At 43.8% G+C, this 20,926-nt stretch carries 20 protein-coding genes; 16 read left to right on the top strand and 4 right to left on the bottom strand.

What is annotated here, in order from left to right; genetic code table 11:
• Window positions 1–15 precede the first annotated feature (15 nt).
• The 4 genes from argB to argH all read left to right on the top strand — a co-directional run bounded on the left by argB (window position 16) and on the right by argH (window position 4,532).
• Window positions 16–822, top strand: a complete 807-nt coding sequence (argB, locus tag ACVBJC_RS15705) for an acetylglutamate kinase (protein ID WP_447161851.1) — start codon at window positions 16–18, stop codon at window positions 820–822.
• A gap of 15 nt (window positions 823–837) precedes the next feature.
• On the top strand, window positions 838–1,743 hold the full coding sequence (locus ACVBJC_RS15700; protein WP_447161850.1) for an ornithine carbamoyltransferase: 906 nt from the start codon (window positions 838–840) through the stop codon (window positions 1,741–1,743).
• Window positions 1,744–1,815: 72 nt separating this feature from the next.
• A complete protein-coding gene (locus ACVBJC_RS15695; protein ID WP_447161849.1) occupies window positions 1,816–3,054 on the top strand; it encodes an argininosuccinate synthase in 1,239 nt (412 codons plus the stop codon).
• A gap of 110 nt (window positions 3,055–3,164) precedes the next feature.
• Complete coding sequence (gene argH, locus ACVBJC_RS15690) at window positions 3,165–4,532, top strand: argininosuccinate lyase (protein ID WP_447161848.1); 1,368 nt, start codon at window positions 3,165–3,167, stop codon at window positions 4,530–4,532.
• A 115-nt stretch (window positions 4,533–4,647) separates the two neighbouring features.
• Here the strand turns inward: argH and ACVBJC_RS15685 are convergent, their stop codons facing one another.
• Window positions 4,648–7,197: a penicillin-binding protein 1A gene (locus tag ACVBJC_RS15685; protein ID WP_447161847.1), complete on the bottom strand. Its 2,550-nt coding sequence runs from the start codon at window positions 7,195–7,197 to the stop codon at window positions 4,648–4,650.
• Between the two features lie 436 nt (window positions 7,198–7,633).
• Here ACVBJC_RS15685 and ACVBJC_RS15680 point away from each other — a divergent pair, with 436 nt between their 5' ends.
• The 9 genes from ACVBJC_RS15680 (at window position 7,634) to ACVBJC_RS15640 (ending at window position 16,749) form a co-directional block, all read left to right on the top strand.
• Entirely contained in the window at window positions 7,634–8,713 is a 1,080-nt protein-coding gene (locus ACVBJC_RS15680) for a pilus assembly protein PilM (protein ID WP_447161846.1), read from the top strand.
• On the top strand, window positions 8,701–9,267 hold the full coding sequence (locus tag ACVBJC_RS15675; RefSeq protein ID WP_447161845.1) for a PilN domain-containing protein: 567 nt from the start codon (window positions 8,701–8,703) through the stop codon (window positions 9,265–9,267). The genes ACVBJC_RS15680 and ACVBJC_RS15675 overlap by 13 nt, the downstream gene beginning before the upstream one ends.
• A complete protein-coding gene (locus ACVBJC_RS15670; protein WP_447161844.1) occupies window positions 9,264–9,884 on the top strand; it encodes a type 4a pilus biogenesis protein PilO in 621 nt (206 codons plus the stop codon). Before ACVBJC_RS15675 ends, ACVBJC_RS15670 begins: the two co-directional genes overlap by 4 nt.
• On the top strand, window positions 9,881–10,399 hold the full coding sequence (locus ACVBJC_RS15665; protein ID WP_447161843.1) for a pilus assembly protein PilP: 519 nt from the start codon (window positions 9,881–9,883) through the stop codon (window positions 10,397–10,399). The genes ACVBJC_RS15670 and ACVBJC_RS15665 overlap by 4 nt, the downstream gene beginning before the upstream one ends.
• A gap of 60 nt (window positions 10,400–10,459) precedes the next feature.
• The gene (locus tag ACVBJC_RS15660; RefSeq protein ID WP_447161858.1) at window positions 10,460–12,472 is read left to right on the top strand and encodes a type IV pilus secretin PilQ; all 2,013 of its coding nucleotides are present in this window, start codon (window positions 10,460–10,462) and stop codon (window positions 12,470–12,472) included.
• A gap of 214 nt (window positions 12,473–12,686) precedes the next feature.
• Window positions 12,687–13,202: a shikimate kinase AroK gene (aroK, locus tag ACVBJC_RS15655; RefSeq protein ID WP_012279139.1), complete on the top strand. Its 516-nt coding sequence runs from the start codon at window positions 12,687–12,689 to the stop codon at window positions 13,200–13,202.
• A gap of 3 nt (window positions 13,203–13,205) precedes the next feature.
• Entirely contained in the window at window positions 13,206–14,285 is a 1,080-nt protein-coding gene (aroB, locus tag ACVBJC_RS15650; RefSeq protein ID WP_447161842.1) for a 3-dehydroquinate synthase, read from the top strand.
• 160 nt (window positions 14,286–14,445) lie between these two features.
• Window positions 14,446–15,855: an AAA family ATPase gene (locus ACVBJC_RS15645; RefSeq protein ID WP_447161841.1), complete on the top strand. Its 1,410-nt coding sequence runs from the start codon at window positions 14,446–14,448 to the stop codon at window positions 15,853–15,855.
• A gap of 54 nt (window positions 15,856–15,909) precedes the next feature.
• Entirely contained in the window at window positions 15,910–16,749 is an 840-nt protein-coding gene (locus tag ACVBJC_RS15640) for a Dam family site-specific DNA-(adenine-N6)-methyltransferase (RefSeq protein ID WP_447161840.1), read from the top strand.
• A gap of 25 nt (window positions 16,750–16,774) precedes the next feature.
• On the opposite strand, the gene ACVBJC_RS15635 is transcribed toward ACVBJC_RS15640, so the two are convergent.
• Both ACVBJC_RS15635 and ACVBJC_RS15630 read right to left on the bottom strand, forming a co-directional pair.
• The gene (locus ACVBJC_RS15635; protein ID WP_447161839.1) at window positions 16,775–16,960 is read right to left on the bottom strand and encodes a DUF2970 domain-containing protein; all 186 of its coding nucleotides are present in this window, start codon (window positions 16,958–16,960) and stop codon (window positions 16,775–16,777) included.
• Between the two features lie 8 nt (window positions 16,961–16,968).
• On the bottom strand, window positions 16,969–17,307 hold the full coding sequence (locus ACVBJC_RS15630; RefSeq protein ID WP_447161838.1) for a hypothetical protein: 339 nt from the start codon (window positions 17,305–17,307) through the stop codon (window positions 16,969–16,971).
• A gap of 213 nt (window positions 17,308–17,520) precedes the next feature.
• Between ACVBJC_RS15630 and rpe the strand changes: the two genes are divergently transcribed.
• The 3 genes from rpe to trpS are packed head-to-tail and all read left to right on the top strand — an operon-like array spanning window position 17,521 to window position 19,913.
• Window positions 17,521–18,195: a ribulose-phosphate 3-epimerase gene (rpe, locus tag ACVBJC_RS15625; protein ID WP_220778473.1), complete on the top strand. Its 675-nt coding sequence runs from the start codon at window positions 17,521–17,523 to the stop codon at window positions 18,193–18,195.
• A 3-nt stretch (window positions 18,196–18,198) separates the two neighbouring features.
• Window positions 18,199–18,897 carry a phosphoglycolate phosphatase gene (locus ACVBJC_RS15620; RefSeq protein ID WP_447161837.1) on the top strand — a complete coding sequence of 233 codons (699 nt, stop codon included), beginning with the start codon at window positions 18,199–18,201 and terminating at the stop codon, window positions 18,895–18,897.
• A 5-nt stretch (window positions 18,898–18,902) separates the two neighbouring features.
• Window positions 18,903–19,913, top strand: a complete 1,011-nt coding sequence (trpS, locus tag ACVBJC_RS15615; RefSeq protein ID WP_447161836.1) for a tryptophan--tRNA ligase — start codon at window positions 18,903–18,905, stop codon at window positions 19,911–19,913.
• Window positions 19,914–20,032: 119 nt separating this feature from the next.
• Here trpS and ACVBJC_RS15610 read toward each other — a convergent pair whose 3' ends face one another.
• The gene (locus ACVBJC_RS15610) at window positions 20,033–20,902 is read right to left on the bottom strand and encodes a LysR substrate-binding domain-containing protein (protein ID WP_447161835.1); all 870 of its coding nucleotides are present in this window, start codon (window positions 20,900–20,902) and stop codon (window positions 20,033–20,035) included.
• Window positions 20,903–20,926 lie beyond the last annotated feature (24 nt).

The following is a 20,926-nucleotide window of genomic DNA, read 5'->3' as shown; positions in this document are numbered from 1 at the left end:
AGAATGGAGGTGAACATGACTAATTTTACAGCGACGCAAGCTAAGCCCGTTATGGTGCTCAAGGTTGGTGGCGCATTGTTACAGTGTGAGATGGGAATGGAGCGGTTAATGCAAGCTGCAGCAAGCATAATCGCTAATGGCCAGCCTCTGATTATGGTGCATGGCGGTGGCTGTTTAGTTGATGAACAGCTAAAAGCGAATAGTTTTACATCGGAAAAGCTTGATGGTTTAAGAGTCACCCCGCAAGAGCATATTCCTATTGTAGTGGGGGCATTGGCGGGGACTTCAAACAAAATATTGCAAGCGGCAGCAATTAAAGCGGGTGTAACTAGTTTAGGTATGAGCCTTGCGGATGCTGGAATGATGACGGCAACAATTAAAGATCCGCAGTTAGGATTAGTCGGTGAGGTTGAGCCCAAAGATGCTAGTTATCTTGAATTTGTTTTATCAAAAGGTTGGATGCCAATTGTGAGTTCCATCGCAATTAGTGAAGAAGGCAAGATGCTAAATGTTAATGCCGATCAGGCGGCAACGGCCCTAGCTAAGTTGGTTTCAGGTTCATTGGTTTTACTATCAGATGTTTCAGGTGTGCTTGATGGTAAGGGCCAGTTAATTACGAGTTTGAATAGAGAGCAAGTCAATGAGCTGACCAAGATCGGTGTTATCGAGAAAGGAATGAGGGTCAAGGTGGAAGCTGCATTAGATGTTGCAGAGTCCATGGGGCAAACCGTACAGATTGCTTCTTGGCGTCATGCAAAGCAATTAATCGCGTTAAGCAAAGGCGAGACAGTTGGCACACAGATCCAGCCACTAATTCAGTAATAGGAGAGCCATCTTATGCAACATTTACTATCGATAAAAGATTTAAGCCAGCAGCAGTTACTCGACTTACTGGCTTTGGCGAAAAATATTAAGCGTAACCCTGCTGAATACAAACATGCTCTAGAAGGAAAAAGTGTGGTGATGCTATTTGAAAAACCATCGCTGAGAACTCGAGTGAGCTTTGATATCGGTATCAATAAATTGGGTGGTCATTGTTTATATTTAGATCAGCAAAATGGCGCGCTAGGTAAGCGTGAACCTGTATCAGATTTTGCGGCCAATATTTCTTGTTGGGCAGATGCCATTGTTGCCAGGACTTTCTTACACTCGACAATTGAAGAACTTGCTGAGCATGGCACAGTGCCGGTGGTTAACGCGTTATCTGATCTTTACCATCCTTGCCAAGGTCTAGCAGACTTTCTAACTTTGGCTGAACAATATGATGATGTAAGCAAGGTGAAGCTAGCTTATGTTGGTGACGGTAATAACGTGACTCATTCATTGATGTTTGGTGCAGCCATCTTAGGGGCTCAGTTAACCGTGATTTGTCCTCCAGGCCATTTTCCAGACGGAAAAGTTGTGTGTGAGGCGCAAGAGCTGGCTGCTAAGCATGGCGGCAAACTGACTTTGAGCTCAGACATTGCTGCGATCGAAGACCATAATGCGATCTACACCGACACTTGGATCTCTATGGGCGACTCAGCATCGATGGAGGAAATTGAGGCCAAGTTTAAGCCTTACCAAGTGAATGCACAGTTAATGCAAAAAGCAGGTGCTAAACACTTTATGCATTGTTTACCAGCGTACCGCGAAGTTGAAGTTACCGCTGAGGTTGTTGATGGCGAAGGCTCACTTATTTTGCACCAAGCCGAAAACAGAATGCATGCGCAAAACGCAGTGCTTGTAACGCTTTTAAGCTAATTAATTTCATAAAAACAACTATCAATCTGCATTAGCGGATCGACATAAAAAAACAGCTAGTAGGAAAATATGATGTCTAATGTAAATTCAGCAGTAAGTAAGCATGCAGGTGTTAAAAAAGTTGTTTTAGCGTATTCAGGCGGCCTAGATACTTCTGCAATCATTCCTTGGTTAAAAGAAACCTATAACGATTGCGAAATCGTCGCCTTCTGTGCCGATGTAGGTCAAGGCGATGCAGAGCTAGAAGGCTTGTATGAAAAAGCTATCGCTTCAGGTGCATCTGAGTGTTACATCGTTGACTTAAAAGAAGAGCTGGTGGCCGATTATATCTACCCGACTATCGCAACTGGGGCGATTTACGAAGGAACCTACCTTTTAGGTACGTCAATGGCGAGACCGATTATTGCAAAGGCGCAGGTTGAAATCGCACGTAAAGTGGGCGCAGATGCGGTATGCCATGGCTGTACGGGTAAAGGTAATGATCAGGTACGTTTCGAAGGTTGCTTTGCTGCATTAGCACCAGATTTAACCGTAATTGCGCCTTGGCGTGAGTGGGAAATGGTGAGCCGTGAAGACCTGCTTGATTACCTCGCAGAGCGTAATATTGCCACGTCAGCATCTGCCACTAAGATCTATAGCCGTGATGCTAATGCTTGGCATATTTCTCATGAAGGTGGTGAGTTAGAAGATCCGTGGAACGAGCCATCAAAAGGCGTATGGACCATGACAGTTGCACCAGAAGATGCGCCAAATCAACCTGAGTATGTGGCAATCGAGCTTGAGCAAGGTAAGGTAACCAAGATCAATGGTGAGGCTTTATCACCTTATAACGCACTGATGGTGTTGAATGAAGTTGCAGGTGCTCACGGTGTTGGCAGAATCGACATTACCGAGAACAGACTCGTTGGTATGAAGTCTCGTGGTTGCTACGAAACCCCTGGTGGCACAGTGATGTTTGCAGCACTGCGTGCGATCGAAGAGTTAGTGCTTGATAAAACGAGTCGTGAATGGCGCGAGCAGGTTGGCGCACAGATGGCGCACCTTGTTTATGACGGTCGTTGGTTTACCCCATTATGCGAGTCACTGCTTGGCGCATCCAAGCCACTAGCCGATTTAGTCAATGGTGAAGTGGTGGTTAAGCTTTATAAGGGGCAAGCCAGCGTTGTTAAAAAGCGTTCACCGAATAGTTTGTACTCAGAAGAGTTTGCGACATTTGGTGCCGATGATGTTTACAACCAAAAAGATGCCGAAGGCTTTATCCGTTTGTATTCGCTTTCAAGCCGGATTAGAGCATTGCATAGCCAAAAGTAGGTTATTCATCAGTTAAAGTTAGTGAGCGCTAACATTGTTGAGTTAGCGCTGTATAAACATAAAGATATATAGGTGGAGTCATCTCACCTGGCATTAGAGAGGAAGTCAAAATGGCATTATGGGGTGGCAGATTTAGCCAAGAGAGCAGCGCACTGTTTAAACTTTTTAACGACTCATTACCTGTGGACTTTCGCCTCATTGAGCAAGATATTGTTGGCTCGATTGCTTGGGCTGGCGCAATCACTCAGGTGGGTATTCTTACTGAGCTGGAGTGCGCAGAGTTGCAACAAGCATTGAATGAGCTGCTTGCGGAAACGATTGATAATCCTCAATTGATAATTACGTCTGGCGCTGAAGATATTCATAGTTTTGTCGAGCAATCACTGATCGCAAAGGTTGGAGATTTAGGTAAAAAATTACATACGGGTCGTTCTCGTAACGATCAGGTGGCCACAGATCTTAAGCTTTGGTGTAAGAAAGAGGGCGAGCATTTATTAATTTTACTGGCTAATTTAAGATCGGCGCTGATTGAACTTGCTGAGCGTGAGCTCGATGCGGTTATGCCTGGCTATACTCATCTTCAAAGAGCGCAGCCAGTGGTATTTGGACATTGGTGTCTTGCTTATGTCGAGATGTTTGAGCGTGATATTAGCCGATTACAAGATGCATTAAAGCGCGCCGATACATGCCCGTTAGGAACCGGAGCATTAGCCGGTACCGCTTACCCTATGGATAGAGTTAAGCTCGCGCAATCACTGGGCTTTGCAACACCAACGCTAAATAGCTTAGACACGGTATCGGACAGAGATCATGTGATTGAGATCTGCAGCGATGCCTCTATTAGCATGATGCACCTAAGCCGTATGGCTGAAGACTTAATTTTCTTTAATAGTGGCGAAGCTGGGTTTATCGAGCTCGATGATGAGGTGACTTCAGGCTCTTCCCTCATGCCGCAGAAGAAAAACCCTGATGCGCTTGAGTTAATCAGAGGTAAAACCGGTCGCGTATACGGTAGTTTAATGGGTATTTTAACCACCATGAAGGCGCTGCCACTAGCGTACAACAAAGATATGCAGGAGGACAAAGAAGGTCTATTTGATGTGATGGATAGCTGGTCAATTTGTCTCGAAATGGCGGCATTAGTATTAAGTGGTTTAACAGTAAATCGTGATAAAACACTCAATGCTGCTAAGCAGGGTTATGCTAACTCGACGGAGCTTGCAGATTATCTTGTTGCCAAAGGTATGCCTTTTAGAGAGGCGCACCATGTAGTTGGTGAAGCGGTTGTCAGTGCGATTGCGAAACAAACGCCGTTAGAGGACTTAACCTTAGAAGAGCTGCAAGCATTTAGCGGTGTGATTGATGCAGATGTATATGATTGCCTCACTATTGAGTCTTGCTTAGCAAAACGTGAGGCCTTGGGCGGGACTTCTTTACCACAGGTAAAGAGTGCACTCGCCGCAAAGCAAACTAAATAGCGATTTAAAAAGCTAGCGAGTATAAAAAATGCGGTCATTGTTAACACAATGACCGCATTTTTGTATCTGATAAGCTATCTGAGAACTTATCCGATACTCTGGCGAGTAATGACGGTTATTGGAACAAGTCCTCTTCAGACTTGTCGATAAAGATATCGCTATTATCTTCTTGATCCGTTACATACTCAGTTGGCTCAGTGCCGGCAATAAAGTACTCAAACTTACTGGTATAGTCAGTTGTTCGAGTCAGCTTACCTGTAGCTAAGTCAATTCTTGCTGAAACGATTCCTTCTGGAGGCGACATTGGCACTTCTGGTGTGCCTGTGAGTGCATCCTTCATAAACTCATTCCAGCCCGGACCTGCGGTTTTGGCGCCAGCTTCCGCTAGCGATATTTGATCTTTAGCACCGTTAGCATTCCAGCTTGTACGACCGAGCTCCTGGCTATGGTCATCGAACCCTACCCAAACTGTGGTAGCTAGCTTTGGATTGAATCCACTAAACCAAGTGTCGCGAGATTCGTTAGTTGTCCCCGTCTTGCCTGCAATATCTCGGCGCTTGACGACTCTTGCTGCACGCCATGCAGTACCGTTCCAGCCGGTACCTTTACTCCAATCACCACCGCCCCAAATTACACTCTTAAGTGCTTCAGTGACTAAGAAGGCCGTTTGCTCCGAAATAATTTGCGGTGCATATCGAGAGCCTGGACCGCCACATTGCGGCGCCTCATCGCTAGCAGACTGATGTTGTAGTGGTGCAGTGCTTGCTTGAAGCTCATTGGCCATCGCAGCGAATGGATCCACTGCAATCGCTTGCTCTGCAATTGGAGGCTTACAGGCTAAAGTCGGGTTGGCTTGCTCTACAATGTCACCATTAGCGGTTTCTACTCGCTCAATAAAGTATGGCTCAACTAAAAAGCCACCATTGGCAAATACTGAGAATGCTGTAACGACTTGCAGTGGCGTTACCGATGGTGAACCCAAGGCGATAGATTCGTTGCGTGGTAAATCGGCTGGATCAAAACCAAATTTTACTAATTCTGCAATCGTGGCATCAAGACCTGCATAACGCATGGCTCTAACTGACATAACGTTAATCGATTGCGCTAAACCAACGCGCAGGCGAGTTGGGCCACCATAAACATCGGGTGAGTTTTTAGGGCGCCAAGCCGTACCTTGTCTAGTATCAGGTTTATTAATTGGCGCGTTATTTATCAGGGTTGCAAGGGTGTAACCTTTTTCGAGTGCTGCACTGTAAATAAACGGCTTAATATTAGAACCTAACTGGCGCTTAGCCTGAGTCACACGGTTATATTGGCTTGTGTAGAAGCTAAAGCCACCCACTAAGGTACGAATTGCACCATCGTGTGGATCCAAAGATACGAGGGCACTTGCCACTAATGGAACTTGAGTTAATTGCCAGAAATTACCATTGTTGCGGATCCAAATTTGCTCACCCGGCTTTAAAACATCGGATGCCAATTTAGGTGCCTTACCTTGACGCTTGTTAGTGATGAACTTACGTGCCCATTTAATACCATCCCAAGGTAGCTCAATCGTTTCACCTTTAGCATTCATAGCAGTGGCTGTTTGTTCATTAACTGACAACACGGCGGCAGGGAACATACCTTGGAATGCACCAGTTTGTTTAAGCTTTGCGGTGATCTCTTCAGGCTCTAATGGAGTCGCAGTCCATAGTTCTTTGACTCGGCCGCGATAGCCGTGACGTTCATCATACGAGTAGACGTTATTACGCAGCGCTCTTTGAGCATCGAGCTGTAACTTAGAATCGACCGTGGTGTAGATATCATAACCACCGGTATATGCCTCTTCCTCACCATACTTTGCAACTAAGTAATCGCGAGCCATTTCAGAAATATAAGGGGCATATAGATCGATCACTGCACCGTGATATTTTGCGGTAATTGGACTATCTAGCGCGGCTTGGTATTCAGCGGTATTGATGAAGCCAACTTCATTCATTCGCATTAGTACGACATTACGACGTGCTTTAGCCCGTGATTTAGAGGTAATAGGGTTAAGAGTCGAAGGCGCTTTAGGTAAGCCTGCAATCACAGCCATTTCAGGTAAAGTCAGTTCGCTAACTTCTTTACCATAATAAACTTGAGCGGCGGCCCCTACGCCATAGGCACGTTGCCCCAAATAAATGCGGTTGACGTATAACTCGAGAATTTCATCTTTGGTGAGGAGCTGCTCGATATGGATCGAGATGAAGATTTCTTTTACTTTACGGATAATGGTTTTATCACGGGTCAAAAAGAAGTTACGTGCTACCTGCATGGTAATGGTACTTGCGCCTTGCTTTTTTTGACCTGTGGTCAGCATCACTGAAGCGGCACGTAAAATACCAATAGGATCGATACCTTTATGTTCGTAAAAACGGGCATCTTCGGTGGCGATAAACGCCTGTAATAGTGGTTTAGGTACTTCATCTAGTGTGAGTGGAATACGGCGTTTTTCACCAAACTGAGAGATCAGTTTTCCGTCACTACTATAAATACGAAGTGGTGTTTGCAGTTTTACGGTCTTTAGCGTTGTAACATCAGGCAGATCTGGCAACACGTAAAAGTAAGCTGCAACAATTGCAGCGATGCCAAGTAAACCTAGGCTAAAGAAAGCTATAAAAAGTCGTTTTAACCACTTCACCGCAATATTCCAAGAATTAAAATAAGAACAATAGTATATAAGCCGTGGCCGAAATGGTGAAGTCTTGTCTCCCGATTAGGTTGAGCTTTTTTCTTGATGACTTATTTTACTGTGTATTTTTTTATAGGGATTTTGTCGAAAAGCTTATTACTTCAAAAATATTATTTAAATAATGATTAACAATTGACTCAGTTTTTATGACTGATGTTGGGTATTTTTCTAGTTTATATCGCTATCATAAAGAATAAAGTAGCAGTTATGTTGAAAATGTAACCTAAATCGGGTGAGCGCACACTATGGTTGCCTGTAAGTGAGTGTTTGGCGTCAAAAAAAATGCAATTGTAAATTGGCGAAACATTTTGTACAAATAGCTATAACGAGTTGGTTTTGTGCTAATCTACTTTGGATACAATAACTATAAAAGTGACTATGGACTATGCTTTCTAATTTTTGGAAGCGTCAGGCTCCGCAGATGGTTGGGATAGATGTGGGATCCCATGAAGTCAAAGCGATTCTGCTGAGTAAGACTGCTGATGGGTATAAAATATTAAGTCATGCTGCCGTTCCTTTAAAAAAGGGAGCTGTTAATGATCATGAGATCCGTGATAGTGAAGCAGTAGTTGACGCGTTAAAGCAAATCAAACGCGTATTACCCAAGTCCACAAAATTTGCTGCTGTCGCTGTTTCTGGCTCGGCAGTTATGACCAAAGTTATTTATATGGATTCGGCATTAAGTGAAGAAGAGATGGAGGCTCAAATTGAAATTGAAGCCGACAACCTCATTCCATACTCGCTCGATGAAGTGAATATTGATTTTGAAACGCTAAGTACCAATCGTACCGATCCCACTAAAGTCGATGTGCTATTAAGCGCCTGCCGCAGCGAAAATATCGATAGCTTAAGTGATTCGCTCGATGCGGTAAATTTAGAAGCCAAAGTGGTTGATGTTGAAGGGTATGCGCTAGGGCGCTCTTTTGACATGATCGCAGGCCAACTACCGGATGATGTTAGCGACAAAGTGGTCGCGCTGGTGGATATCGGGGCCAACATCACGACATTCTCAGTTGTAGAGCATGGTGAAACTACATTTGTAAGAGAGCAAGCCTTCGGTGGTGAGCAGTTTACCCAGTCAATTTTATCTTTTTATGGCATGACCTATGAGCAGGCTGAAAAGGCTAAGCTTGAGGGTGATCTGCCACGCAATTATGTATTTGAAGTTTTATCGCCATTCCAGACTCAGTTACTACAACAAATAAAAAGAACCTTACAAATTTACTGCACGTCCAGTGGTCGCGATAAAGTTGACCATATTGTTTTGTGTGGTGGAACATCGAAACTTGAAGGTATGGCTAATCTAATGGTTAACGAGCTAGGTATTCATACTATTATTGCCGATCCATTCCAAGGCTGCTTACATGCCGATGAGGCGATAAAGAGCCACCTCCAGCCTCAAATTAGTAAATATATGTTGGCTTGTGGATTAGCGCTAAGGAGCTATTCAGAATGGCGAACATAAATTTATTACCTTGGCGCGAAGAGGCAAGAGAGAAGCAGAAGCGTGATTACACAGGGATTTTAGCGCTCGTCTTCTTAGTTTCTGGTTTAGTGGTGTACCTGTCTTTAATGACGATCGATATGTTTATCGATGATCAAAAAAGCCGTAATGCCTACCTTCAATCTGAGATCCAACTTCTTGAGTCACAGATTGCCGAAATTACTAAAATTCGTACTCGTAAAAAAGATATTGAGCGACGCACTGAAATTATTCTAGGGCTGCAGCAATCGAGAAACTTGCCGACTCATGTTTTAGATGAGCTAGTGCGAGTGGTACCCCCTGGAATTTATCTTTCTAGCATCGAAAAGAAAGGCAGCATGCTGTGGATAGAAGGACGTAGCGAATCAAACAATAACGTTGCCAATATGATGAGAAAGATCGCGGCGTCAGTTTGGTTACAAGACCCTAATATGCAGTCGATTGTGGCGCAAAATGAAGAGCTAAGACAGCTACAGCGATTTACATTGAGGGTGACCATAATCAATGGCGATGAAATGAAAGGGGCTAGTAAATGAACCTCGACTTAAGTCAGTTTAACGATATTGATTTTGAAAACATCGGTGCTTGGCCGCAGCTAGTCAAAATTGTATTTGCAGCACTCTTAGCCGTGTGTGTTTTTATTGGTGGCTATTTTCTATTTGTTTCAGACGCGCTAGATACACTCAATGCTGAACAAGTTAAAGAGCAACAGTTAAAAACAGATTTTAAGTCAAAGTACCAATTGGCGGCGAATCTAAAGTTGTACCGTGAACAGCTGGCGATAATGGAAATACAGTTTGCTGAACTGCTGAAAATGTTGCCTTCAAAAAATGAAATGCCGGGCTTGTTGGACGACATAACATTTGTAGCGACAGATTCGGGGCTGAATATTAAGAGTCTAGATTGGGAGTCAGAAATCACCCGCGATTTTTATATCGAATTTCCGATTAAAATCATGGTTGGCGGTGACTATCATGAACTAGGTCATTTAGTGAGTGGAGTGGCAAAGTTGCCGCGTATTGTCAGTTTGCATGACTTTGTGATTAAGCGTAATGACTCTGGCGAACTGGGTATGGATATCCTGGCAAAGACTTACCGCTTTAAAGAGGGCGCAGAATTACCCGCTAAGGGTAAGAAGGGGGCTGCAAAATGAAAAAGCCGCTACCGCTTCTAATTGTGTCAGTGTTATTGGCAGGCTGTGTCGGAGATAAAAGCGATCTTGAGCTGTTTGTGACAACGACAAAAGCTCAACATGTTGCCCATATTCCGCCTTTGAAAGAAACGCCAAAATTTGAGCACTTTTCTTATCAAGCCGATTTAATGAGAAGTCCATACGTGCCGCCTTCAAGGGAATTAACTGAAGAAGTCATCGACACGACGAAGGACTGTTTACAACCGGATCTTAAGCGCCGTAAAGGGCGATTAGAAACCTACGCATTAGACAACTTAAGAATGCGAGGTACGTTAAGCGAGAAAGATGATATTTGGGCTCTACTTGAGACTACAGATGGCAGTGTTTACCGTTTAGGTGTAGGGCAATATTTAGGTCTTTATCATGGACAAATAGCTAAAGTAACACCACAAACTGTCGAAATAATAGAATTAATACCAGATGGATCTGGCTGCTGGACGGAACGCAACAGTAGTATGGAATTGACTGGAGAATAATAAGAGATGACTGAGGGAACAATGAGATCTTCAACCACGCCACAAGCCAGTTATAAGGTAATGCCTTTATTTAAGGCTATTATTGGTTTCGCATTAATCGTAGGTATGACTCAGCATTCGTATGCCGCTAACCGACTCATTGATGTTAAATATCACGCCGTAGTCGATCATCAGCTCGAGCTACAGTTAATTTTTGAGAATGATATTCAAGAACCCGATATCGATCTAAAGGCGTCTCCAGCTCAGATTATTTTAGGGTTTGAAGACAGTATTTCGGCACTAGAAAAGCAAAGCTTACCAATTAAAACGGTAGGGGTTGAAACGGTTAGTACTGTGCCAAATGGTAATGATTTACAGGTTTTTATTGGTCTAGACAAGGTTAAACCTTATCAAGGTAAAGTCGTTGGCAATACCTATCGTTTAACCATTAATGACGAGGTGGCGAGCCAGAGTTCAAGTGGTAAAAGTCCGTTCGTTAATAACATCGAAAATATCGATTTTCGCCGGACTGCCGATGGTGGTGGTGAGTTATTAGTCAAGCTAAATAACAGCTCTGTGGCTGCAAACGTTGAGCAGGTTGGCGCCAAGCTAGAACTAAAACTTTATAATACAGAAATCCCGAGTGACTTTTTATACGTCATGGATGTGTATGATTTTGCTACCCCAGTTAAAAGCTTTGAAACCTTTAAAGAAGATCTAACTGCCCGTTTTCTTCTCGATATTGATGGTGACTATGAGTACAACTATCAGCAAGACGGTAGCTTATTTAAGTTAACGATGAAGAAAACAGAGCGCATGAATATTGTGAAGGAAGAGAAGAAATATGATGGACGCTCGCTGTCATTAAACTTCCAAAATATTTCAGTTAGAACCGTGCTACAGATTATTGCTGATTACAATAACTTCAATCTAGTGACCAGTGATACGGTTGAAGGGGATATCACCTTAAGATTGGATGATGTGCCTTGGGATCAGGCATTAGATCTTATCTTGCAAGCTAAAGGTTTGGATAAGCGAATCGAAGGCAATATCTTGATGATTGCCCCTAGTGAAGAGATCGCTATCCGTGAGAGCCAAGAGCTAAAAAATCGCCAGGAAGTAAAAGAGCTGGCTCCGCTATACTCCGAATACTTACAGATTAATTATGCGAAGGCTAAAGATATCGCGGCATTGTTAAAAGGTGATGATTCTAGTTTATTAACCTCTCGCGGCAGTGTTGCCGTTGATGAGCGTACTAACACCTTGTTAGTCAAAGATACTGAAGAGACATTGGAAAATATTCATCGCCTGATTGAGGTACTGGATATTCCAATTAAACAGGTATTGATTGAAGCTCGTATGGTAACGGTAAAAGACGATGTTTCTGAAGATCTCGGTGTTCGTTGGGGGGTCACAGATCAGCAAGGCGATAAAGGCACTTCAGGTAGTCTTGAAGGGGCGGGGGATATCGCAAACGGTGTGGTTCCAAGCTTAAGTGATCGCCTAAACGTTAACCTTCCTGCCGCTGTGGCTAATCCAACAAGTATTGCATTTCATGTGGCAAAGCTTGCAGATGGCACGGTATTGGATCTTGAGTTGAGCGCTTTAGAGCAAGAAAACAAGGGTGAAATTATCGCCAGTCCACGTATCACCACCTCGAACCAAAAAGCGGCATATATCGAGCAAGGTGTGGAGATCCCTTATGTTGAAGCAAGCTCTAGTGGTGCAACAACGGTAACCTTTAAAAAGGCTGTGCTATCATTACGTGTGACGCCGCAAATTACGCCTGATAATCGTGTTATTTTGGATCTTGAAATTACTCAAGATTCTCAAGGTAAAACGGTAGATACACCGACAGGACAAGCGGTTTCAATTGATACGCAACGCATTGGCACACAAGTGCTGGTGGACCACGGTGAGACGGTTGTATTAGGCGGGATTTACCAGCAACAGTTGATTAGCCGAGTGAGTAAAGTGCCGATATTGGGTGACATCCCTTATTTAGGCTTCATGTTCAGAAATAGCTCCGATAAAAATGAACGCCAAGAATTGCTAATTTTTGTTACGCCGAAGATAGTCTCAGAAGCGCTATAAATTATTTAGCCGTACAAAGCCAGTATAATTCGCTGGCTTTGCCGTTTTGGTCGATACATTTTCGATAGAAATGCATTCCCCGCTTGCCATAGATGGCACTTAGCTGAGATAATCAGCGGTCAAGTCTCAATAGAGCAAGGTAAGATTAAAGGTCAACTCCGTTTATTTGAGTTGACGTAGGCAAACTTAAATAAGATTCAGACGTATAAATCAAATGGCCGAAAAACGTAATATTTTCCTAGTAGGCCCTATGGGGGCTGGTAAAAGCACTATAGGCCGTCATCTGGCACAGATGCTGCACTTAGAGTTCCACGATTCAGATCAAGAAATTGAAAGCCGTACAGGTGCTGATATCGCTTGGGTTTTTGATGTTGAAGGTGAAGAGGGTTTCCGCAACCGTGAAACACAGGTTGTCGCTGATCTAACCGAAAAACAAGGTATTGTCTTAGCAACAGGCGGTGGTTCGATTCAAAGCAAAGAGATCCGTAATAATCTTTCTGCACGCGGCATCGTTGTCTACCTAGAAACAACTATTGATAAGCAAGTTGCTCGTACGCAAAGAGACAAGCGTCGTCCATTGCTTCAGGTTGATGACCCAAGAGAAGTGCTAGAGAACCTAGCCGAGGTGCGTAATCCTCTTTATGAAGAGATTGCTGACGTCATTGTTAAGACTGACGAGCAAAGCGCCAAAGTTGTTGCAAACCAAATTATTGAACAGTTAGGTTTTTAAGATATGACGAAACAAGTTCTGGTAGAGCTCGGAGAGCGCAGTTACCCAATTGAAATTGGCCAGAATTTGTTTAGTAGTTGCGAGCCTTTGGCTCGCTATCTTCAACATAAAAACATTCTAATCGTCACTAATGAAACGATAGCGCCTCTCTATCTTGAAAAGGTAGAAGCTATGCTGTCGGGTTTCGCGTGCGTGACTCCTGTCATTCTGCCCGATGGAGAGCAATATAAAACCCTCGAACAGATGAATTCGATATTCACTGCATTACTAGAGCAAAACTTAGGCCGTGATACGGTATTAGTTGCTTTAGGTGGTGGTGTAATTGGCGATATGACAGGCTTTGCCGCGGCGAGCTATCAACGTGGTGTGGATTTTATCCAAATTCCAACAACGCTGTTATCTCAAGTGGACTCGTCTGTTGGTGGTAAAACTGCAGTTAATCACCCATTAGGCAAAAACATGATAGGAGCCTTCTATCAGCCGAAATGTGTATTAATTGACACCAATTGTTTAAGCACGCTACCTAAACGTGAATTCGCAGCTGGCATGGCGGAAGTCATTAAGTATGGGGTGATTTGGGATGCTGAGTTTTTCCAATGGCTTGAAAACAACGTTGAAGCGTTGAAATCATTGGATACACAAGCGCTCGAGTATGCAATTAGCCGTTGCTGTGAAATTAAAGCCGAAGTCGTAGAAAAGGATGAAACCGAACAAGCTGTGCGTGCACTGCTGAATCTCGGGCACACCTTTGGTCACGCTATTGAAGCTGAAATGGGCTACGGTGTATGGTTGCATGGTGAGGCCGTTTCAGCTGGCACAGTCCTTGCTGCGATAACTTCAAATAAGCTTGGGTTGGTTGATGAGTCAATTGTTTGTCGAATAACGGCGTTATTAGCGGCATTTGATTTACCGATAACCGCACCCGAAACAATGGGTTTTGAACAATTCATTAAGCATATGCGCCGAGACAAGAAGGTGCTCAAAGGTCAGTTACGACTCATTTTACCTGAAGGCATTGGTCAAGCAGGGATCTACAGTGACGTTACCGATGAGCTACTGGAAGAGGTTATCAACTGCGCATAAATTATGTTGCAGGTGGTCGGTGAACGCTAAACTCAATATAAAAAAACAAGTCTTCGATTATTCTTTGCTGGCTATGCCCTTTAGGAATAGTTGTGGATTTTTGTTGCCTAAAATTAATGCTAAGGCTTTATTGTCACAACTGAATTGGGGTCAACTTTAGATGTCGTTTTCAGGTGCTGCGCTACTACCAAGCCAAGATGCATTATTGCATCGTCTATTACATCTCAGTTTGTATGGCGAACAGTTGATGGTGTTAACCGGTGACGATGGTGCGGGTAAGACCACTTTGGCTACCGCACTGCTCAGTGAGTTAGAGCACCATAGCTCCGCATTAGTTATTTGTCCTAAACACTGCGATAGCGCTGAAATCAGGCGCAAAATATTGGTTCAGCTACTCAGCGATCCTGTATTTGATGATGAAACCCCTTTACCAGAATGCTTACTGAGTGTCATAGGCTCTCTGCCTACCAAGAGCTGTATCGTACTCGATGACGCCCATCTATTGCCGCTTGAGATCTGGGCAGAATGTATTGTACTTAGTCAACTATCCTTGTCTGGTAAGTCGATTAAAATTTTAATGACATCGCCTGCCGAGTTTTTTAATGATGTCACCAAACAGCTGCCAGCCCCCCTGTTGGAGCAAGTATTAGCCATACATATTGAGCCATTAGAGCAAGTTGAGCGCGAAGGCCTTTATTACACTTTATTAAGCCGTAGTGAACAGCAACCGTTTACTCCAAGGGATATAGTTAAAAACCGATTAGAGATGCAACTTGGCACACCTAAAGAAGTGGTTGGTTTACTTGAGCTTGCGCTTAATGGTGAGGAAGTTCAGTTACTGCAAAAGTCTAGATTAAAAACGATTATTATCGCTTCAACATTAGGCATTGTTGCCCTGCTAGCGAGTTGGTTGCTAATTGATAGTAATCAGAGCGCAGAAGATGTTGAGGCTAAAGAGGTTACGTTTGCGATTAATGCTGACGAACGGTTTGGCCCAGATAACACCTTTCTTATTGAATATGCCAAGCGCATCCTGCAGCATTACCGCCCAATACCTCATTTAGCCTTATCGGGTTTTGGCAATTTTGATGGTTCTAATGCAACTGAAGTCACTACATACGAAGCCAAGCAAATCTCGACGTTTGCAGCTGAGCAGCAAGAGCAAGTGAATGCAATACAGCCAGAGTTAAGTAACAAGCCAAATAAAGTACTGACCAAGGCTGTAAAGCATCGTGAAGAGGCGGCCCTAATAGCGGAAACTGTTGACTCGATTGCAAAGTTACCCAGTAGACCAATAGAGGGGTATACCCTGCAGCTGGCGAGTGTAAAAAAGATAGACTCTTTACGTAACACACTTTTAAGGCTTGAAGATATTCCTCAAGTTAAAGTGGCGCGCTATAAGAATCGGTGGGTAGTGCTACTCGGAGAGTTTTCTAGTCGAAAAAGTGCGCAAGAACAGTCGGCACTATTAATGGCTAAAACGGGAATTTCTGAGCCGTGGATCCGAGCTTGGCAAAATCTTAATGAATATGAGCTACAAGATGTACTTCCAACTCGTGAAATTCAATAATAAACAGAGTACAATCATCAGCTCTCTTTTTTTCACAGTGTTCAATCAATTTAAATGATTAAAAAACAAAGAGCCTTTTTAAAGTGGGCTGGCGGAAAATTTAAACTGATTGAAGCCTTATCAGAACATCTACCTGAAGGTGACCGCCTGGTCGAGCCTTTTGTCGGTGCTGGCTCAGTATTTCTCAATACCAATTATAGTCGTTACCTATTGTGCGATATTAATCATGATCTGATTAACTTGTACAAGATTGTGCAAAAAGAGCCTGAGAAATACATCAAAGCTGCTCAAGCGCTTTTTGTTCCTGAGATGAATGAAAAAGAGGCTTACTACAAAATACGTACAGCTTTTAATGCCACGCAAGATCCTTTTACGCGCTCAGTATATTTCCTCTATATGAACCGTCATGGTTTTAATGGTTTATGCCGTTATAACCGTAAGGGTGGCTTCAATGTGCCATTTGGTTCGTATAAGAAACCTTACTTCCCAGAAAAAGAGATCAGAGCTTTTTCTGAAAAGGCTCAAAAAGCCGAATTCCAGTGCATCGGTTATGAGCAAGCTATAGGTCTGACCCAAGCGGGTGATGTGGTGTATTGCGATCCGCCTTACGCACCTTTGTCATCGACAGCCAGTTTTACGACTTATGTTGGGAGCGGTTTTTCATTGGATGATCAGGCTTTGCTTGCGAGGCATGCACGCCATACAGCTATCGAGCGTGGTATTCCTGTACTGATTAGTAACCATGATATTCCGTTAACGCGTGAGTTATACCACGGTGCTCGTTTCGGTACGATTCAAGTTCAGCGTAATATTAGTCAGAAGGGCAGTGGCCGTAAAAAAGTCGATGAGCTGATGGCGCTGTATGATGATTCATACCATAACGAAAACGATTAAATTTCTAATCTCGTTAGGCTAGGGATTATGCTAATACCTGCCTAACGATAAACAGTAACGCAGCCACAAACATAATCGCTAATATTATGCCCATGATGATAAAGGGAACGGGTGAAGATGTCTGAAAGTCTCTTACGCGATTCTGCTCTGTTTGTACCCCAAAAAATGCCGCTAAAGTACTAGAGAATATGTGCCACAAGCGGCGCAGCATGTTGTTGATTACTTGCTGTTGAGTGGAGTGTTCTTACTGATAGGCGCGCTTTCATGGCCATATAACAGTTCAAACAGATCGATAAAGTGTAATTGATTGGTCTGGCTGTTACCGGTTAACCAGCTTTGCCAGCTTAAGTCGCTCATCTGTTCAGCGCAGCGATTACTCGGGTGGCTAGCAGGTAGACTAGGGTTGTACTGACTCGAGTCGCTATCGCATGCACAGGCTGTATTTGCTGCAATGTCGGTTCGATTTGAAGAGAGTGCGAAACTGGTTATCGCTGTAAAGCCAAGCGCAAGAATAGCAACAGATTTTAGCACTGCAGTATTCTGTATAAATCCTTTCATCACGCCTCCTTTTATTCACTTCCTTTGTAACTCGTCGAGATAGTATAACAAAGCAGGCTATATTTTAAACGTTTTTTACGTGTAAATCCTATTTCATTGTTTAGGTGAAATATTTTATCTCTGCAATTTAGCTGAAATGGGCGCTCAGGTGTGGAGGGCTATGGCTACAGCAGGTAGAATGGCGTACTTCTTAAACATTAAAGTGAGTTCGTTATGCGTCCATTTTTGATTGCTCCTTCTATTTTATCTGCCGATTTTGCTCGTCTAGGTGAAGATGTCGATGCCGTATTAAACGCGGGGGCTGATGTGGTTCATTTTGATGTCATGGATAATCATTATGTGCCAAATTTAACCATTGGTCCTATGGTGTGCCAGGCGCTACGTAACTATGGTGTGACTGCCGATATTGACGTGCACCTAATGGTGAAGCCTGTTGACCGTATCATCCCTGATTTTGCTGCTGCCGGAGCCTCAATTATAACTTTCCATCCAGAAGCCTCTGAGCATGTGGACCGTACCCTGCAGTTAATCAAAGAATCAGGCTGCAAAGCAGGTCTAGTATTTAACCCAGCTACACCACTGCACTACCTTGATCACGTAATGGATAAGTTAGATGTAATTTTGTTGATGTCTGTAAACCCGGGTTTTGGTGGCCAATCATTTATTCCGTCTACATTAGATAAGTTGCGTCAAGTGCGTAAGTTGATTGATGACAGTGGTTATGACATTCGTTTACAAGTCGATGGCGGCGTAAAGGTCGACAACATTGCTGAAATCGCAGCAGCGGGTGCAGACATGTTTGTTGCTGGTTCTGCCATTTTCAACAAGCCTGATTACAAAGCGGTAATTGATGAAATGCGCAGCGAATTAGCGACTGTTGAGGCGTAGCCAATGAGCACTTTTAGTCAAATTAAAGCCGTAGCATTTGACTTAGACGGAACGCTAATTGATAGCGTTCCAGATCTAGCCGCAGCGACTCGTGCGACGCTAGCTGAGCTGAATTTGCCACTGTGTAGCGATGATATGGTGCGCAGCTGGGTAGGTAATGGCGCCGAGATGTTGATGCGCAGAGCGCTCAGTTTTTCTCTTGATGCTCAAGTGAGTGAAGAAAAGCTGCAAAGCACTATGCCGCGCTTTATGCATTTTTATAAGTTAAACCTGCAGCAGCACAGTGTGCTTTACTCAAATGTTGAAACTGTTTTATTTCAGCTGCAACAAGCGGGCTATCAAATGGCAATTGTGACTAATAAGCCTTTTGAATTTACCATTCCATTATTGAAAGCATTCAATATTGATGGGTATTTTAGCATCGTGCTTGGTGGTGACTCACTGTCTAAGATGAAGCCGGATCCATTGCCATTAGAGCACATTTTGCATGAATGGCAGTTGCAAACAGAGCAATTATTGATGGTCGGCGACTCAAAGAACGATATATTAGCGGCAAAAGCGGCTAAGGTTGCCTCTGTGGGCTTGACCTACGGCTACAACTACGGTGAAGATATCGGGCTAAGCGGCCCCGACGCCGTATGTGAACAATTTAGTGAAATAACCGCGCTACTTAAACTGCGCGATAAAGCAACGGAGCAATAAACAAAATGACGAACCCTCTAACGAAACCCGTAGTTCTAAGCGGAGCGCAGCCATCAGGCGAGCTGACCATCGGCAACTATATGGGCGCGTTACGTCAGTGGGTTGCAATGCAAGATAGTCATGATTGCCTTTATTGCGTCGTTGACCTGCATGCGATTACTGTCAGACAAGATCCAGTTAAATTACGTGAAGCATGTCTTGATACGCTAGCACTGTATTTGGCTTGTGGTGTTGACCCTAAGAAGAGCACGGTATTTATTCAGTCTCAGGTTCCACAGCATACGCAGCTTGGCTGGGCACTAAATTGTTACACCCAGATGGGTGAGCTTAACCGCATGACGCAGTTTAAAGATAAATCACAAAAGCATGCTAATAACATTAACGTGGGCTTATTTGGTTACCCGGTGTTGATGGCGGCAGATATTTTGCTTTATCAAGCGAACGAAATTCCAGTAGGCCAAGATCAAAAGCAGCATTTAGAGCTTACGCGTGATATCGCGACCCGATTTAACAATGCTTATGGTGAAACATTTGTGATCCCAGAGCCATTCATCCCAGAGCATGGTGCTAAGGTGATGTCACTACAAGATCCGCTAAAGAAGATGTCTAAGTCTGATGATAACCGTAATAACGTTATTGGCTTACTTGAAGACCCAAAAGCTGTCATGAAGAAGATAAAGAAGGCGATGACAGATGGTCAAGAGCCACCAGTAGTCCGTTTTGATGTTGCTGAAAAGCCAGGTGTATCTAACTTAATCAGCCTAATGTCAGGCTGTACTGGTCAATCGATTGCGAGTATTGAAGCCGAGTTTGAAGGCAAAATGTATGGTCATTTAAAAGTGGCTACGGGTGAAGCCGTTGTCGGTATGCTTGAGCCGCTACAGCAGCGCTTTAAAGAATACCGCGCAGACCACGATTTCTTGGCTAAAGTGATGAAAGACGGTGCCGAAAAGGCACAGGCTCGCGCTGAAGTTACCATCAAGAATGTATACGAAAAGATTGGGCTTATCGTTTAATTCGGTATCTGGTCCTAAAATTGATTCAAAGCCAGCTATTATCGCTGGCTTTTTTATTGCTGCTTAAGTTTATTACTTAAGTCGTATTGCTTAAGCTTTCTTGCTTCAGTTTGATCGCGTTATTGGCGACTTAACCAAGCAACAAATGCTGCAATAGCGGGCTCTTTGAGGCGGCGCTGTTTACAACTGAAATAGAACTCAAATCCAGTCAAAATATCGGGTAAATCAAGCGCTACTAATACCCCTTTATCAATATCAGCTTGCACCATAAAGTCAGATGCCAGCGCAATTCCTTGGCCAGTTATAGCCGCTTCTATCGCTAACAACACATGACTAAAAATATGTTGCTGTTGCTCTGCGGGTGGCACTAAGTTGTTTACCACAAACCAGCGGTCCCAATCGAGCCCCAGTGCACCTTCATCAACCGTCAGCAATGGGTGCTTGGCTAATTCGTCCAGTGCTATGCTATCTAGCGCCAGTAAGCTTGGGCTGATAACCGGAATTAAGCGCTCTTTATGCAGTAAGTGATGGTGGTAACCTAATTGACCGCTTTGGCCGGTGATAAACATATCTGCCACGCTGTCACTGAGTTCTGGGTCATCGGCTATCATGTCGAGACGGATTTTGATTTGAGGGTGTTGACGTCTAAAATCGCTGAGTCTTGGAATTAACCATTTGACCGCAAACGAACTGTACACAGCAAGGCGAAGTTGCTCGTTACTGTCACCGCTTATCTGCATACTTAAGTCACTTAACTCGTTGAAGATCCGTTCTAACTCTCGATATAGCAGTTCACCTTTGCTAGTGAGTTGCAGCTGCCGTCCCTCACGTTTAAATAAGCGTTCTCCGTAATGTTCTTCTAGCTGCTTTACCTGATGAGAGACTGCACTTTGCGTGATGCATAATTCGGCTGCAGCACGTGAGAAGTGAGACTGCCTAGCTGCGGCTTCAAAAACCTGCAAGGCTCTTAATGGCGGGAGTTTGCGCATAGTGACCTGCTCAATATATGAATT

The organism is Shewanella sp. 0m-6, assembly GCF_052977325.1.
The sequence above is the reverse complement of the archived record's forward strand: the minus strand, read 5'-3'. Positions and strand labels throughout refer to the sequence as shown.